We start from the raw sequence: 14,834 nt of genomic DNA, 5'->3' as shown, positions 1-14,834 counted from the left end.
AATCCGACGGCGGGGGCAAGGAGGCGCGCCCCTGTCAGATGTCAGGGACCGCCGCGGGCACCGGATTCCTAGGCTGACGGGCACCGGACGCAACGGTCGTCCGTCCTCGTACCAGCCAAGGGAGAACCACCCATGCGCAGGATCACCCGTACCGTCGCCGCCCTGGCCCTGGCCGCCGCCGCCCTGACCACCGTGGAGGCCGGCGGCGCCGGCGCCGCGGACGGGGCGTGGGCGGGCTGCCCGTCGGGCGCGGTCTGCGTCTACCCGCAGGACCAGGACCCGGCGGTCAGCCCCAGCGACGTCTACTGGAGCTACGGCGCGCACAACCTGAGCGGCCAGTACGGCCACCACTGGGTGCTCAACAACCAGACCGGCGGCGCGCACGCCCGCCTGTGCCGCGGTTCGGGCGGCGCCGACTGCGTCTACGACCTCTCCTCGCCGAAGGGCGTCTACTACGACCTGGGGCCGATCAACTCGATCACCCTCGACCGCCCCTGACGGTCATTCAGTTTCCATCGGGCAGTGCCCGCCGCGCGAGGGGAGCGGCGGGCACTGCCGCTGTCGCGCGTCGTGCCCCCTGAGGCGTGTTCACGAACATAACGAGTAGTGGTGGATTCCCGGCAGTCTGGTTTTACTTATTGACGTCATGTACGCGCCCAGGTTTAACTCCCCCCACCCCGCCGCGAAGCCGCGGCGACCCCCAGGGAGAGGTATCCGATGAACGCCGCACTGCGCCGCGCCCTCGTCTCCGCCGTGGGCCTCGTCCTGACCCTGTCCATGACCGCCGCCTGCGGCAAGGCCGCCGGCGCCAAGAGCGACTCCTCCTCCGCCGCCGGCGACCCGAACGCCATCGGCCTGCTGCTGCCCGAGAACGCCTCCTCCGTGCGCTACGAGTCCTTCGACCGCCCGTACATCGAGGCCAAGGTCAAGGCCCTGTGCGCGCAGTGCAAGGTGCTGTACAACAACGCCGAGGGCAGCGCCGCCAAGCAGAAGCAGCAGTTCGACACCCTGCTCGCCCAGGGCGTCAAGGTGATCGTCCTGGACCCGTACAACGCCAAGTCCACCCAGGACTGGGTCCAGGAGGCCGCCGCCAAGGGCGTCAAGGTCATCGCCTACGACCGCCTGGCCGCCGGCCCGATCGCCGCGTACACCTCCTTCGACAACGAGAAGGTCGGCGAACTCCAGGGCCGGGCCCTGCTGGACGCGCTCGGCGCGCAGGCCGCCGACGCCGACATCGTCATGATCGACGGCGACGAGGCCGACCCGAACGCCGCGGACTTCAAGACCGGCGCGCACAAGGTCCTCGACGGCAAGGTCAAGAAGGTCGTCTACGAGCAGTCCGGGCAGTGGGACCCCGTCGTCGCCGGACAGAAGATCTCCGCCGCCGTCACCGAGTTCGGCAAGAACGGCTTCCAGGCCGTCTACTCCGCCAACGACGGCATGGCCGCCGCCATCATCACCCAGCTCAAGGGCGCCGGCATCAAGGTCCCCGTCGGCGGCCAGGACGCCTCCCTGGACGCCATCCAGCGCATCGTGGCCGGCGACCAGGCGTACACCATCTACAAGGCCTACCGCCCGCAGGCCGAGGCCGCCGCCGAACTGGCCGTCGCCCTGCTGCAGGGCAAGGACGTGAAGACCATCGCCACCGCGAGCGTCGACAGCGCCACCGCCAAGAACATCCCGACCAAACTGCTGGACGCCAAGATCGTCACCAAGGACACCATCGCCTCCACCGTCCTGGCCGACGGCACCTACAAGGCCTCCGACATCTGCACCGCCGACTACGCCGCCGCGTGCGTCGCCGCCGGGCTCAAGTAGCCCAGCCCGCACCAGAACCCTTCGACCAGGTCTTCAAGTAGCCCCTCCCCCAAGGTGGTTCCCGTGACAGGCGCACCCGTCCTGCAGCTGCGCTCGGTCTCCAAGCGCTTCGGTGCCGTCCAGGCCCTCACCGACGTCGACCTCGACGTCCACGCCGGCGAGGTGCTCGCCCTCGTCGGCGACAACGGCGCCGGCAAGTCCACCCTCGTCAAGACCATCGCCGGCGTCCACCCCGTGGACGAGGGCACCCTCACCTGGCAGGGCGAGCCGGTCCGCCTGGCCCGCCCCCAGGACGCCGCCGCCCTCGGCATCGCGACCGTCTACCAGGACCTCGCGCTGTGCGACAACCTCGACGTCATCGCCAACCTCTTCCTCGGCCGCGAGAAGCGCCGCCGCGCCCTGCTCGGCCCCGCCCTGCTCGACGAGGTCGCCATGGAGCAGCACGCCCGCCGCCTCCTGGACACCCTCGCCATCCGCATCCCCGACGTGCGCGCCCCGGTGGCCGCGCTGTCCGGCGGGCAGCGCCAGGTGGTGGCCATCGCCCGCGCCCTGGTCGGCGAGCCGGCCCTGGTGGTGCTGGACGAGCCCACCGCGGCCCTCGGCGTCGAACAGACCGCCCAGGTCCTCGACCTGGTGGAGCGGCTGCGCGAGCGCGGCCTGGCGGTCGTGCTGGTCAGCCACAACATGGCCGACGTACGGGCGGTGGCCGACACCGTCGCCGTGCTGCGCCTGGGCCGCAACAACGGGGTCTTCCCGGTGGCCGGCACCACCCAGGAGCAGATCGTCGCCGCGATCACCGGCGCCACCGACAACGCCCACGCCCGCCGCCGGGCCCGCCGCACCGAGCAGGCCGAGGAGGCCGAGGCCGTATGAGCACCCCCGACGCACCCGCCACCCCCTCGCCCGCCGATCCGCGGCTCCATCCGCCCGCGCAGGGCTGGGCGGGACTCGCTCAGGCCGCCCGGCGCCGCCTGGGCTCCGGCGAGCTCGGCTCGCTGCCGGTCGTCGTCGGCCTGGTCGTCATCGCGATCGTCTTCCAGTCCGTCACCCACCACTTCCTGCAGGCCGACAACCTCACCAACATCACCCGCTTCATCGCCGGCCCCGGCCTGATCGCGGTCGGCGTCGTGTTCGTGCTGATCCTCGGCGAGATCGACCTCTCCCTCGGCTCGGTGGCCGGCGCGAGCGCCGCGATCGCGGCGGTGCTCGCCGTGCGCCAGGGCTGGAACGAGTGGCTCGCCATCGCCGCCGCCCTCGGCGCGGCCTGCGTCATGGGGCTCCTACACGGCCTGTTCTTCGCCCGCGTCGGGGTACCCGCCTTCGTGGTCACCCTCGCCGGGATGCTCGCCTGGAGCGGCCTGCAGGAGTACGTGCTCGGCGACGCCGGCACCGTCAACAACCGCCACGACGGCGTCGTCGCGAGCCTGGACACCACCTTCCTCGGCGACGGCGACATCGCCTACGCCTGGGGCCTGGCACTCCTCGCCCCCGTCCTCTACCTGGCCGCCCGCCTGCACACCGCCCGCCGCCGCCGCGCCGCCGGCCTCACCGCCGCGCCGGCCTCCGACAGCGCGATCCGGGCCGGCGCCCTGGCCGTCCTCACCCTGGCCACCGCCTACGCCCTCAACCAGGACCGCGGCCTGCCGCTGTCCCTTGTCGTGCTGCTCGGCGCCGTCCTCGCCACCGACTTCGTGCTGCGCCGCACCCGCTACGGGCGGCAGGTCTTCGCGGTCGGCGGCGGCGTCGAGGCGGCCCGGCGCGCGGGCGTCAACGTCGCCCGGGTCCGGATCTCCGTGTTCGTCCTCTCCGCGTTCCTGGCCGGCCTCGGCGGCCTCTTCTACGCCTCCCAGCAGGGCTCCGCCGACAAGCAACTCGGCGGCGGCAACGTCCTGATGAGCGCGATCGCGGCGGCCGTCATCGGCGGCACCAGCCTGTTCGGCGGCCGCGGCAAGACCTGGTCGGCGCTGCTGGGCATCCTGGTCATCCAGTCCATCACCACCGGGCTGGACATGGTCCACGCCGCCCAGGCCATCCAGTACATGATCACCGGCGCCGTGCTGCTGGCCGCCGTCGTCCTCGACTCCCTCACCCGCCGCACCCGCAGCAGCGGCCGGGGGTAGCGCGGGGCGTCCGGCGTCCCCTCGGCCCGGCACCCCGCCGCAGCGCGGGGTGCCGGGCCGTCGTGGTGCGCGGAGGGGAGGACATCGGCCAGGCCGGGGTGACCGGATATCCCTCCGGCCCCGGGCGCCTGCGCACCGGCGGGGACGGCCGCCGCCACGGCCGGAGACCCCGCGCTCGGCGACACCTGTACGGCCGCGGACCTCGGCAAGCGCTACCCGTTCATCAAGTCCCTCCAGGTCGTCCCGACGATCACCCACTTCAAGGGCTGGTACGTCACCGACGGCGCGACGGGCTCCCAGACGGTGACGGCCACCACCCAGTCGGTGGTGACGGTCTCGGTCGGCCTCGACGCCTCCATCACGGGCAACTTCGAGATCGCGACCCTCGCCAAGGTCGAGGCGAGCGCGAAGCTGAGCGTCAAACTGGAGTCCTCCACGACCAGCACCGAGTCGAAGTCGATCACCTGGAACTTCCAGAAGCCCGGCTACTACGCCCTGTACGAGGGAACGCGGAAGGTCACCGGCCAGTACGGCAGCCTGAACTGCAACCGCGTCGACACGGGCAACGGCACGTACGCCACCAAGTGGGTCGAGGGCCCGGGCGGGGGCAGCTACACCACCTTCACCACCCTGGAAGAGGGCGCGGTGCGCTGCGAGGACGCCGTACCGGCGAACAGCATCATGCGCCGGGCGCAGGACATCCTGGGCTGCACCGCCCCGCTCCGCACCGACGCGGCCGCTCCGGCCGCTCCGGCCAAGGCTTCGGGAGTCAAGCAGGACTGGCCCGGATTCCCCGGCACCACCGCGCCGCCCGGCTTCACCTGCGACGCGGCCAACTACAAGCTCGCCACACCCGACCGCGCGCTGTTCTGGTCCGCACCCGGCTTCCTGGACTGGGGCAGCAACAACATCCAGCTGCGGCCCGCCGCCCAGGGCTGGCCGCAGGGCCAGGACCAGTGGCAGCTGTGCAGCGGCCCGACGGCGAACGGCATCGCGGAGCAGATCCTGATCAACCGCTCGACCAACAAGTGCCTGGCCGTCCCGGAGGCGACCGCCGCCACCGAGGGCACCATCCTGCAGCAGGCCGACTGCAAGGTCGACGACCTGCAGCGGTTCTACTTCTACCGCGACGTCCCGGGCAGCGACAAGATCGGCGTCCAGAACAAGTACACCGGCCACATGGTCGGCCACGACCGCAACGCCGACGGCCAGCCCCTGCGCCAGTACAGCATGGGCAAGGCCGACGGCACCGGCACCTACGTCCTCGTCAAGGCCTGATCAGGGCCCGCACCACCATCCCCGCGGGTGCCGCCGACCACGGCGGCACCCGCCTTCAGCCTGTCCTCGCGCCCTCGTGTCCTCTGCCGACTCCGCCCGGAGCTACCCTTCGCCCTGCTCGCAGGCCTGCGGCAGCGGACGCGCTCGGCCGATCCGGCTGCTCTGCGCGGGAGTCAGGCGCGGGTGGCTTGGGTGCGGCAGTGCGCGAGGGCGTACTTGACGCGGATCTCGGAGTGGGCGGTGGTGGTGAGGAGTTCGCCGGCGGCGACGAGGGTGGACCAGTAGCGGACGGGATCGCCGGTGCGAGGCATGGGCCGGGCGGCGGCGAGCGAGAGGTACGCGGTGGTCAGGTTGCCGGTGGTGAACCAGCGGGTGAGGCCGTGCTGGTGGCCGGCGCGGATGCCGCCCATGGCGTCGACAGCGGCCAGGAACAGGTCGACGACGGCGAGTTCGGTGTCGGTGAGCGACTTGGGGACGTCGAAGACCCCGAGGGCCTCGAGGAGTTCGCCGGTGTCCTTCTCGGAGTCCGGCCGGGGGTCCGAGAGCAGGGCGTCGTAGCACTCGTCCAGGCGGCGGCCGGTCTCCGCGAGCGGGATGTCGAGGGCGAGGCACACGGCGCGGGCGGAGGAGAGCGGCTTGCCGGTACGGCGGGCGAGGAGCGCGTACGTCTCGGCGGGCGTGCGGCCACGGGAGAGGGCGTGCCGCGCCAGGGTCGTGAGGTTCATCAGCAGTCGGACTCTCAGGCGTTGACGAGGACGGGCGAGGGGATCGGGGCGACGAGAACCCACACGAACTTGCCGATCCCACCCGGCCGGGAGGAGCAACCCCAGCGCTCCGCAAGCTCGTTGACGAGGAACATCCCACGCCCGTGCTCGTCAGACGGCGTAACGACACGGAGGGACGGACGGCCACTACCGGCGTCGTGAACCTCCAGCCGCAGCCGGGAACCGGCGAGGGCGAAGCGAACCTCGATGTGGCAGTCGTCCGGCCCGTCGGAGTGCTGGACGGCATTGGCGAACAGCTCCCCGAGGAGCAGCTCGGCCGTGTCGGCGTAGCGGTCGCCGGAGGGCAGCCCGGAGAGGTAGGCCCGGAGCAAGTACCGCGCCAGAGGCGTGGATTCGATGCGGGAGTCGAGGCACGCGACGAACGCGCGGGGCCGGCGGGCTTTGAGCATGGTGGACCTCGAAGGGAGCGGGGAGGGGACATGCGAGAAGGGGCGCGACATCACGCTGTGTACACCTAATGCAGCGCCACCCAGTAGCCTGGCGTTACAGCTTGATCGCAGGTAGTGAGAGATCGCCGCCCCGATCGGGCGAGGCCATCGCCCGGTTCCGGCAGGAAGAGACCCATCGCACGAGGTCATGGTTCGACCAACCAGCAGCAAATGAGTCCGGACATGCATGACGCCGCACAGACGCACAGGAATCACCACGCAAGGAAATGTCTCCCATGACTGTCGCCGCAGCATCACAAGGTGGCCCGCACGCAGCCGCGTGCGGGCGCCGGATGAGAGAACGGATGATCGGTCAGGCCGGGAACCCCGAACAGGTGCCGTACGACTTGGTCGATCTGATCGTCAAGGAGATCGAGGCGCACTGTGGGCACCGTCGCCTCAAGGCCTTCCGACTGGCAGTGGGCTGGACTGTCACTGAGGCGGTCCAGGAAGCTCACGACCTGGTCGACCGGGAACGCCTACGCAAGATCGGACTCACCGAACGGTCCTGGAAGGACTGGGAGGCCGGCAAGGCGCCGAGTCCTGAGTACCAGGACCTGCTCTGCCGCCTCTTCCAGACCAGTCCCGTCCAGCTGGGCTTGGCCGCCGACTACACACCCGTGGCATTCCGAGCCGACGGCCCGGAAGGTGCGACACTCCCAGAAGGAACCACCTCCACGCATGCGGGGGCGGAACTGGAGGAGGTGGCGGCCACGAAGCGTCGAACCGCGCTCATGCTGACGGGTCTTACGATCGCGGCCCCGACCTCAGCCGCCCAGGTTCTCGACCAGGCTGCTGCCGAAGCCATGGAGTTCACGCGTCAGGCTGAGGCCAGCTCACTGGGCGTCGGGTCACTCGACCACCTGGAGCTAGCGGTCACCGACTTCAACGACGCCTACTCCGTGATGCCGCCGCAACAGGTGTTCGCTGAAACGCTCGACTACCGCCGCAAGGTGGACGCCCTGTTGAAGGCGAAGCACACCCACGAGCAGGGCCGCGAACTCCTCGCCTACGCAGGATGGCTCTCCGAACTCCTTGCCTGGCTGGCCCATGACCTCGGTAGCCCTCGAGCAGGCCTCGCCTTCGCCAACGACGCCTTCGTACACGGCAGGCAGGCCGGCCACGGTGAGCTGTGCGGATGGGCCATGGACGCCGCCGCCTCCATCAACCTCTACGAGCACCGCCCTGATCGGGCACTGGCTGCCGCTCGTCAGGGCCTGACCCAGGCACCCGCCACGCACCCCCTCGCCGTCCGTCTCCACGCCCAGGCCGCCCGCGCCTCGGCCGCAGACGGCGATCCCGAGGGCTTCGTGTCCTCCCTGCGCGCCGCCCAGGACGCCCACCAGTTCCTGCCCGCCCGGATCCCCCGCCGTTTCGGCCTCGACCCACTGCCACTCGCCGACTATGCCCTCACGTCCTACCCGGCCACCGCCTGCATCCTGCTCGGCAAGGCCGAGGATGCCCGTCGCCATGCAGAACACGCGCTCTCCGTGTACGAGTCCGCCCCGGCGGCTTCCCGTTCGCCCAGCCGCGAGGCCATCGCCCGCATTGATCTGGCCCTCGCCCACGCCCAGCTCGGCGACCCCGACAACGCTGTAGCCCTCGGCAACCAGGCGCTGGATTCCGAGCGCGTCGTCGACTCCGTACGCGCCCGCGCCACCGACCTCACCGGCTACCTCGCCCGCCGATACCCCCGTCATGGTGCCGTCGGCGAACTGCATGAGCGCCTCGCCGTCTTTCCCCTCCCTTCCACGGCATAGAAGCGGAACACCATCCCATGCCCGACCAGGAACGCGTCATCCGGATCCGCCGCCCCTACCTCGACCTGATCGCCGCCGGCACCAAGACCATCGAGGTGCGCGTCGGCTACCCCGGCATGCGCAGGATCCGTCCGGGACAGACCCTCGTCTTCGAATCCGGCGACACCCACTGCCGCACCCTCGTCACCGGCGTCACGGAGTACCCGAGCTTCGACGCTATGCTCAACACCGAGGACCCGGAGGCGATCGGCTCCGAGGGGATGAGCCGGACCGAACTCCTCACCGCCTGCCGCGAGATCTACCCACCTGAGAAGGAGCAGCTCGGCGTCCTCGCGATCCACCTCCGACTCACCCCGTAACCAGGGGACGGCCAGCCTCACCCGCGCAGGAAGTCGACCGAGCCGACTTCCTGCGCGGGAGCCAGGAGCGAGTTCGGCGACGTCTGAACCGAGGGCTTCCCCGGACAGCAGTACTTCCGGAGCATGCCGTAGCACCTGGTCGGCCGGCCAGCTGCTCGACTGGGTCCTCCCAGCCGAGCATCCGATGTGACGGCGGATCGGCAGACTGCCCGGCGCTCGGGAGTGCGGCCGTGGGTTTGGTACCGCCCGGCCGCCCTATCCGTCCAGGTGGAAGCGGTCGGACATGTGGCGCAGCTTCTCGCGGGTGGCCGAGCGCTCGGCGTAGACGATCTTGCGCAGGGTGGCACGGGCGATCGGGTGGTTGCGCACGAGTTGCGGGGCGGTCTTCTCCGCCGCCTCCAGGGCCTGGAGCGCCTTGTCGCGGTTGCCGTCCCACAGCCAGGCGCGGGCCAGGTCCATGTGGTGGTGGCCCCGCCGGGAGGCCGGGAGGGCGGCGACCTTCGCCGGGTCGGCACGCTCGTTGAGGATCAGGGCCCTGGCGTGGTCGCCCATCTCCAACTGGACCGACACCGCGTGGACTTGGACGTTGCCACTGGAGAAGGTCAGCGAGTGCCGGTCGAAGGGGGGCTCGGCCCGGCTTCCGTCCATCAACTCGGCTGCCGCGTACGCGTGCCGGATGCGGTCCTCTGCCTCCGTCCGCCGGCCGGCGCGGGCGGCGGACACGGCGGCGCGCAGGTGCATGGCGCCCCAAGCCCTTACGGCCAGGGGGTCGTTGGCGCGGTAGCGGTCCTCGACGAGGCGAAGCGCCTTGTCGGACAGTGCCAGGGCGTCGTCCCAGTCCGCCGTGGCCCACATGTCCCACACCCGCATCCAGTCCGCGACCGCCTCCATCACCGGGTCGCCGGACAGCCGGGCCGACCAGGCGGCCCGCTCGCAGGCCATGGCGATCAGCTCGGGGTGGCCGAGCGTGTGCGCGGCGGTGTGCGCGAACTTGCACTCGATCGCGTGGACCGCGAACGCCTCCTCGCGTTCGCGGCCGGTGGACACCTCGGCCAGCGCACGCGCTTCGCGCAGCATGTCCGGGAGCACCTTCAGGATGGCCACGTTGGCGGCCGCGTCCCGGAGCCGGTGCAGGCGCTCCGTCTCGCGCCAGAGTTCCGCCGACGGTCGGGGCGCGCCGTCGAAGACCGGCGTGAGGTCGTAGCGGCGAAGCTCCCTCAGGATGGCGGCGGCCGACACCTGCCATTGGTTCTCCGACGGCTTGGCCGCGACGAAGGGCCTCTCGATGAGGTCGTTGGGGTGGCAGTGCAGCGCCGCCGCGATCTGGTTGATGGTGCCGGCTCGGTCGAGCTCGATCGTGCCCTTCTCGACCTTCGACACCCAGTCCTGGGTTCTGCCGGTAGCGGCGGCCAGGTCGGCTTGGGTCATGCCCAACCTCAGCCGCGCCCGCCGCACCCGCTTGCCGATCGACTCCCGTTCCTCCAGCACAGCAGCCCTCCCGCGCTCGCGTCCGCCTGCCCGGTCCGTGAGGCCGCGGTACCACCGGGAAGCTACCTCGTTCCGGGGGCCGCGGGCCCCGAAGCCCGGCGGGATCCGCTGGACGGCTACGCCGACGTGCGCGGCCCGCCGCCATCTGGCTGTTGCTCTTCGCGAGATGCTGGCCCTGCCCTCCTAGGGACGCCGGGCGAGCACCTGGAGCAGGCCGGTGACCGCGACGCCTGCGACGATCTCCCGCCGGTCGATCATGCCCTGGATCCGGGAGATCGGGATCCACTCGATCCGGTCGGCCTCGTGGGTGTCCACCGGCGGTGCGACGTAGGTGGCACCGTGGGCGAGGAACACGTGGTGCTCGGCGTTGCTCATACCGCCGATGGGCTGGACGTAGGCAAGTTCCTCGACCTCGTCCACCTGCCAGCCGGTCTCCTCGAACACCTCGCGGACCGCTGCGGCCTCGAGGGATTCCCCGTCCTCGACGATGCCGCTGGGAATCTCCCAGCTCCAGGTGCCCGTCGCGAAGCGGTGCCGCCACATCATCAGCACCTCGTCCCGGTCGTTGACCACGACGACGGCCGCGACCGGTGCGAAGCGCACCAGGTGGTGCTCGTACCGGGCCCTTCCGCGCGGCTCGACGTCGACCAGGTCGAGCCGCACCCACGCGCTGGTGTAGACGGGACGGCTGCCGTGGACGGTCCACTCACTGCTCACTCGCACCTCATGGTCTCGGTGGGGCGGCTCAGCTCGCCGCAGCATTGAACTTGGCTATCAGGTCCGGGAGTTCCGCCAGCGAGTCGATCCGGAACGTCGACTGCCCGGCGGCCGGGTCGTGCTGCTGGATCCAGCCCCACGGGCCGCGCCGGATCAACGCCGTCCGCATCCCGGCCGCCCGGGCGGGGAGCACGTCGTTGTCGAGCCGGTCACCGACGTACAGGATCTCGTGCGACTCGGCGGGCACCGCCTCGGCGACGCGCTCGAAGAAGGCGGGGTCCGGCTTGCTCGCGCCCCAGTCGTCGGAGGTGCCGATCAGGTCGACGTCGTCCGTGAACAGCCGGCGGAGGATCGCCCCGGCCCGCACGGTCTGGTTTCCGGCGATCGCCAACCACAGCCCGTCCGAGCGGAGTTGAGCGAACGCGCCCCGGACGTCCGGGTAGAGGTCCTCCTCACCGAAGGTCTCCGCCCGGCCGACGGCCGCCCGCTTCTCGCGCTCCTCATAAAGGTCGAAGCCGGGGGCGAAGACCTGGAACGTCTCCCGGTAGTCCCGGCCCTGCGCGATCACCGCGCCGAGCTGGGCCACGAACGTGTGCCTCGGCACGCCCAACCAGTCGGCCCAGGTACCGTACTCCCGGGTCTCGTCGACCAGGCACTCCCCGACGTCGAACACCACAGCCTTGATCGTCACAACCGCAGCCTAATGCGACCAGAACACCCCCTGAACGGCCTCGGGATCGGTGACGACGACCTGACGACGGAGCTGTACACGGACGCGGTGGCCGCGGCTCGCACCTGACGGGTCGAGGACTGTGGGAGAAAGGGCATGACATGCGGACGGCCCCGACGGCGGAGGTGGCAGGCCATGCCCAGGCGTGACTACGAGGACGACCCGAACGCCCCCGAGGCGAACTCGCTGGTCCCGGCCGCGTCCGTCGTCGTGGTCGACGACGCCGGACGCGTCCTCCTCCAGCGCCGCACCGACAACGGGATGTGGGCGCTGCCCGGCGGCCGGATGGACATCGGTGAGTCGATCGCCGGGTGCGGCATCCGTGAGACGCGCGAGGAGACCGGCATCGACGTCGAGATCACCGGGATCGTCGGCACCTACACCGACCCGGGCCACGTCCTCGCCTACGACGACGGCGAAGTCCGCCAGGAGTTCTCCGTCTGCCTCCTCGGACGCCCGGTCGGCGGGGAGCTGCGGGTGTCCGACGAGTCCCACGAGGTCGCGTGGTTCACCCCGGCCGAGACGGACGGGCTGGCGATGGTGCCGAGCGTCCGCAAGCGGCTGACGGACTGGCGCTCCGGGGCGATCCCCGTGGTGCGCTGACCGCCCGCCCCCTCCTCCCCCGGCATAGAAGCGGAGTACCTGCCCCCATGTCAGACCAGGAACGCGTCATCCGGATCCGCCGCCCCTACCTCGACCTGATCGCCGCCGGCACCAAGACCATCGAGGTGCGCGTCGGCTACCCCAGCATGCGCAGGATCCGTCCGGGACAGACCCTCGTCTTCGAATCCGGCGACGCCCACTGCCGCACCCTCGTCACCGGCGTCGCGGAGTACCCGAGCTTCGACGCGATGCTCGACACGGAGGACCCGGAGGCGATCGGCTCCGAGGGGATGAGCCGGGCCGAACTCCTCACCGCCTGCCGCGAGATCTACCCACCCGAGAAGGAGCAGCTCGGCGTCCTCGCGATCCACCTGCGACTCACCCCGTAACCAGGGGACGGCCAGCCTCGCCGCGCAGGAAGTCGACCCCGCCGACTTCCTGCGCGGGAGCCAGGGGCGAGCGGTGTGGGGCGGCCCGATCCGACAGCACGACGATCAGCTCCGGACGGAGTCTCTGTCCAAGGTGGCTTCGCTCGACGTGATCCGCGCTGCACCGACGCCAGCTGGCACAAGTCCGGGTACGGCAACAACGGGGCACCTGCGTCGAGGTGGCGCCCGGATTCCCCGACGTGAGGCCCGTTCGCGATTCCAAGGACCCGAACGGACCGGCCCTGATCTTTGCCGCCAAGGCCTGGGAACCGTTCGTCACCACTCTCCGCAGTGACGAGTTCGGCGAGGTCTGAAGCAAGGATCTCCCCGGTCGGCCAGATGCTCGGCTGGGTCCTCCCCGCCGAGCATCTGACGTGGTGGAGAGCACCTACTTCCCGATCAAGGCGACCATGCTCGGCGGCCGGGGCCGGCCACGGAGCGGATCAGCTGCACCGTTCTGCTGCACGCCGCCGCCGGTGGACGCAACGGCGTTGAAGTCCTAGTTGTATTCGAACCAGGTCAGGATGGCCTTCACCCGGCGGTTGTCCTCGCCGGAGGGCATGCCGAGTTTCAGGAAGACGTTCCCCACGTGTTTGGCCACGGCTGCGCCCGAGAGGAACAGTTCTGCCTCGATCTCCGCGTTGGAGCGGCCTTCGGCCATGAGGGCGAGCACCTCCTGCTCGCGGGCCGTGAGCCGGGCGAGCGGGCCCCGCGGCGGGTCGGCGCGGGTGACGTGGCGGACCACCTCGGGGTCGATCACCACTCCGCCGCCGGCGACCGTCTCGACGGCCCGCAGGAAGTCCGCCACTCTGCCCACCTTCTCCTTGAGCAGGTAGCCGACCGCCCCGTCGGCGCCCGGGCCGTTCAGGAGTTCGCGCACGTACGGTCCCGTGACGTAGGCGGAGAGGACCAGGACCGGCAGGTCCTTGTGCCGCGACCGAATGTCGATCGCGGCCCGGAGTCCGTCGTCGGTGTTCCCGGGCGGCATGCGGACATCCGTGATCACCAGGTCGGGGGCGGCTCCGGCGGCGGCGAGGCCGTCGACAGCGGCGACCAGTTCGTCGGCGTCCTCGCATTCGCGGATCACGTCGTGGGCACTGGAAACCAGGATCTCCCGGATTCCGGCGCGTATCAGCAGACTGTCGTCCGCCAGGATGATTCTCACAATCGGTTTCCCATCGCTTTCCCTGTCGAATTCCGTCACCACGGGGGTTGGGCCGGGGCGGATGCCACGACCTCCGTTCCGCCGCCCGGCGGGCTGGTGATCTCGAGGTTCCCACCGACGCTCCGCATCCGCTCACGCAGCCCGGAGAGCCCGGATCCGGTGCTGATCCGCGCGCCGCCGGCGCCGTCGTCGCCCACCCGGACGCGGACGCCGCCCTCGGTGCACCGCATGTCGATCCGGGCGCTCCCGACGCCCGCGTGCTTGGCGATGTTCGTCAGGGCCTCGGAGACCGTGAAGTACACGGCCGCGGCGATCGGCGAGGAGAGCCAGGCGTCCGTACCGGTGCTGGTCAGTTCGACCCGCAACGGTGATCTGGCCACCAGTTCCCGGACGGCGGCGACGAGGCCGAGATCGCTCAGTTCGCTGGGGTGGATGTCGCGCACCGTCTCCCTCAGCCGTTCGAGCGCGCGCTCCGCCTGGGCCTGGGCCTGGCGGGCCAGTTGGACGATCCGTTCCTGCTCGGTGGCCGTCGCCGCGGCTTCCAGGATTCCCAGGCGCATGACGAGGGCGACGAGCTCCTGCTGGGCGCCGTCGTGCAGGTCACGCTCGATGCGCCGGCGCTCGTTCTCGAAGGCCGCCGTCAGCGAGGCCCGGCTGGTGCGGAGTTCCTCCAGTTTCGCGAGCAGGTCGGGGTTCCGGCTCCCCGAGAAGGCCCGCAGGAGCAGGTCGCGGAGCAGGGAGACGCCGGTCAGCGCGCCCACGGTGACCGCGCCGAGGGCGATTCCCGCGGGCACCGCCACGAGGGTTTCCCACAGAGCGGCCGGGGTGAACGGGCCGACTTCCGCGGCGATGCCGAAACCCCAGAGGACGGGGGAGAACACCAGCGCCAGGGCGCCGAGGAATCCGAAGAAGCCCACCAGCAGCGAGAGCGCGGACAGGAGCGCGGCGGTGACGAACACGGGCAGGTCGGTCCTCCACACCGACCGTGTCCGCAGCCGGCCGGCCACCCACCGCGGCCAGCTGCGGTCGGCGGGCCGCAGCGGCATCGTCCGGACTCCGCACCACTGCGCCCTGGAGCGGTCCAGTTCGGCCACCACCGGAACCGATACCGGTGCGGCGAGAACGGAAATCAGGAGAATCGGAAAGGCGGCCGCT

The 14,834-nt window shown here is 71.0% G+C and carries 17 protein-coding genes; 10 read left to right on the top strand and 7 right to left on the bottom strand.

The features are described 5' to 3' along the window. Positions 1–132 precede the first annotated feature (132 nt). The 5 genes from ACFCY1_RS11315 to ACFCY1_RS11295 all read left to right on the top strand — a co-directional run bounded on the left by ACFCY1_RS11315 (position 133) and on the right by ACFCY1_RS11295 (position 5,216). Positions 133–498 (top strand): hypothetical protein, encoded by a 366-nt coding sequence (locus ACFCY1_RS11315; protein WP_074001125.1) that lies wholly within the window; start codon positions 133–135, stop codon positions 496–498. Positions 499–717: 219 nt separating this feature from the next. Continuing rightward, the gene (locus ACFCY1_RS11310; protein WP_375874285.1) at positions 718–1,818 is read left to right on the top strand and encodes a substrate-binding domain-containing protein; all 1,101 of its coding nucleotides are present in this window, start codon (positions 718–720) and stop codon (positions 1,816–1,818) included. Positions 1,819–1,881: 63 nt separating this feature from the next. Further along, positions 1,882–2,691 carry an ATP-binding cassette domain-containing protein gene (locus ACFCY1_RS11305; protein ID WP_049653670.1) on the top strand — a complete coding sequence of 270 codons (810 nt, stop codon included), beginning with the start codon at positions 1,882–1,884 and terminating at the stop codon, positions 2,689–2,691. Then, the gene (locus ACFCY1_RS11300; RefSeq protein ID WP_375874284.1) at positions 2,688–3,938 is read left to right on the top strand and encodes a sugar ABC transporter permease; all 1,251 of its coding nucleotides are present in this window, start codon (positions 2,688–2,690) and stop codon (positions 3,936–3,938) included. The genes ACFCY1_RS11305 and ACFCY1_RS11300 overlap by 4 nt, the downstream gene beginning before the upstream one ends. 303 nt (positions 3,939–4,241) lie before the next feature. Further along, positions 4,242–5,216 (top strand): RICIN domain-containing protein, encoded by a 975-nt coding sequence (locus ACFCY1_RS11295; protein WP_375874283.1) that lies wholly within the window; start codon positions 4,242–4,244, stop codon positions 5,214–5,216. Positions 5,217–5,389: 173 nt separating this feature from the next. Here ACFCY1_RS11295 and ACFCY1_RS11290 read toward each other — a convergent pair whose 3' ends face one another. Both ACFCY1_RS11290 and ACFCY1_RS11285 read right to left on the bottom strand, forming a co-directional pair. Beyond that, positions 5,390–5,941: a hypothetical protein gene (locus ACFCY1_RS11290; protein WP_375874282.1), complete on the bottom strand. Its 552-nt coding sequence runs from the start codon at positions 5,939–5,941 to the stop codon at positions 5,390–5,392. Positions 5,942–5,955: 14 nt separating this feature from the next. Further along, positions 5,956–6,390, bottom strand: a complete 435-nt coding sequence (locus tag ACFCY1_RS11285) for an ATP-binding protein (protein ID WP_375874281.1) — start codon at positions 6,388–6,390, stop codon at positions 5,956–5,958. A gap of 344 nt (positions 6,391–6,734) precedes the next feature. Here ACFCY1_RS11285 and ACFCY1_RS11280 point away from each other — a divergent pair, with 344 nt between their 5' ends. Both ACFCY1_RS11280 and ACFCY1_RS11275 read left to right on the top strand, forming a co-directional pair. Continuing rightward, a complete protein-coding gene (locus ACFCY1_RS11280; protein ID WP_375874280.1) occupies positions 6,735–8,189 on the top strand; it encodes a helix-turn-helix transcriptional regulator in 1,455 nt (484 codons plus the stop codon). A gap of 17 nt (positions 8,190–8,206) precedes the next feature. Continuing rightward, positions 8,207–8,548: an ASCH domain-containing protein gene (locus ACFCY1_RS11275; RefSeq protein ID WP_375874279.1), complete on the top strand. Its 342-nt coding sequence runs from the start codon at positions 8,207–8,209 to the stop codon at positions 8,546–8,548. 255 nt (positions 8,549–8,803) lie between these two features. Here ACFCY1_RS11275 and ACFCY1_RS11270 read toward each other — a convergent pair whose 3' ends face one another. The 3 genes from ACFCY1_RS11270 to ACFCY1_RS11260 form a co-directional block, all read right to left on the bottom strand. Continuing rightward, a complete protein-coding gene (locus tag ACFCY1_RS11270) occupies positions 8,804–10,036 on the bottom strand; it encodes a helix-turn-helix domain-containing protein (protein WP_375874278.1) in 1,233 nt (410 codons plus the stop codon). Between the two features lie 183 nt (positions 10,037–10,219). Next, on the bottom strand, positions 10,220–10,753 hold the full coding sequence (locus ACFCY1_RS11265) for an NUDIX hydrolase (RefSeq protein ID WP_375874277.1): 534 nt from the start codon (positions 10,751–10,753) through the stop codon (positions 10,220–10,222). A gap of 28 nt (positions 10,754–10,781) precedes the next feature. Continuing rightward, complete coding sequence (locus tag ACFCY1_RS11260; protein ID WP_375874276.1) at positions 10,782–11,444, bottom strand: HAD family hydrolase; 663 nt, start codon at positions 11,442–11,444, stop codon at positions 10,782–10,784. Positions 11,445–11,618: 174 nt separating this feature from the next. Between ACFCY1_RS11260 and ACFCY1_RS11255 the strand changes: the two genes are divergently transcribed. The 3 genes from ACFCY1_RS11255 (at position 11,619) to ACFCY1_RS11245 (ending at position 12,828) form a co-directional block, all read left to right on the top strand. Continuing rightward, positions 11,619–12,086, top strand: a complete 468-nt coding sequence (locus tag ACFCY1_RS11255; RefSeq protein WP_074001133.1) for an NUDIX hydrolase — start codon at positions 11,619–11,621, stop codon at positions 12,084–12,086. A 47-nt stretch (positions 12,087–12,133) separates the two neighbouring features. Then, positions 12,134–12,475, top strand: a complete 342-nt coding sequence (locus ACFCY1_RS11250; protein ID WP_375874275.1) for an ASCH domain-containing protein — start codon at positions 12,134–12,136, stop codon at positions 12,473–12,475. Positions 12,476–12,693: 218 nt separating this feature from the next. Further along, a complete protein-coding gene (locus tag ACFCY1_RS11245; RefSeq protein ID WP_375874274.1) occupies positions 12,694–12,828 on the top strand; it encodes a DUF397 domain-containing protein in 135 nt (44 codons plus the stop codon). Between the two features lie 185 nt (positions 12,829–13,013). Here the strand turns inward: ACFCY1_RS11245 and ACFCY1_RS11240 are convergent, their stop codons facing one another. Together ACFCY1_RS11240 and ACFCY1_RS11235 are read right to left on the bottom strand one after the other, a co-directional pair. Then, entirely contained in the window at positions 13,014–13,718 is a 705-nt protein-coding gene (locus ACFCY1_RS11240; RefSeq protein ID WP_375874273.1) for a response regulator, read from the bottom strand. After that, positions 13,715–14,725: a histidine kinase gene (locus ACFCY1_RS11235; protein ID WP_375874272.1), complete on the bottom strand. Its 1,011-nt coding sequence runs from the start codon at positions 14,723–14,725 to the stop codon at positions 13,715–13,717. The genes ACFCY1_RS11240 and ACFCY1_RS11235 overlap by 4 nt, the downstream gene beginning before the upstream one ends. Between the last annotated feature and the right edge of the window lie 109 nt (positions 14,726–14,834).

This window comes from Kitasatospora sp. NPDC056273 (assembly GCF_042268845.1).
In the GTDB taxonomy this organism is placed as follows: Bacteria; Actinomycetota; Actinomycetes; order Streptomycetales; family Streptomycetaceae; genus Kitasatospora.
Note: the sequence above shows the minus strand (reverse complement) of the source record. Positions and strands in the feature narration are given on the sequence as shown.

What these genes read in the sequence shown, in the direction of transcription:
- ACFCY1_RS11315 (WP_074001125.1), top strand. Translation starts at nt 133, where the DNA reads ATGCGCAGGATCACCCGTACCGTCGCCGCCCTGGCCCTGGCCGCCGCC.
- ACFCY1_RS11310 (WP_375874285.1), top strand. Translation starts at nt 718, where the DNA reads ATGAACGCCGCACTGCGCCGCGCCCTCGTCTCCGCCGTGGGCCTCGTC.
- ACFCY1_RS11300 (WP_375874284.1), top strand. Translation starts at nt 2,688, where the DNA reads ATGAGCACCCCCGACGCACCCGCCACCCCCTCGCCCGCCGATCCGCGG.
- ACFCY1_RS11290 (WP_375874282.1), bottom strand. Translation starts at nt 5,941, where the DNA reads ATGAACCTCACGACCCTGGCGCGGCACGCCCTCTCCCGTGGCCGCACG.
- ACFCY1_RS11285 (WP_375874281.1), bottom strand. Translation starts at nt 6,390, where the DNA reads ATGCTCAAAGCCCGCCGGCCCCGCGCGTTCGTCGCGTGCCTCGACTCC.
- ACFCY1_RS11280 (WP_375874280.1), top strand. Translation starts at nt 6,735, where the DNA reads ATGATCGGTCAGGCCGGGAACCCCGAACAGGTGCCGTACGACTTGGTC.
- ACFCY1_RS11275 (WP_375874279.1), top strand. Translation starts at nt 8,207, where the DNA reads ATGCCCGACCAGGAACGCGTCATCCGGATCCGCCGCCCCTACCTCGAC.
- ACFCY1_RS11255 (WP_074001133.1), top strand. Translation starts at nt 11,619, where the DNA reads ATGCCCAGGCGTGACTACGAGGACGACCCGAACGCCCCCGAGGCGAAC.
- ACFCY1_RS11250 (WP_375874275.1), top strand. Translation starts at nt 12,134, where the DNA reads ATGTCAGACCAGGAACGCGTCATCCGGATCCGCCGCCCCTACCTCGAC.
- ACFCY1_RS11235 (WP_375874272.1), bottom strand. Translation starts at nt 14,725, where the DNA reads ATGCCGCTGCGGCCCGCCGACCGCAGCTGGCCGCGGTGGGTGGCCGGC.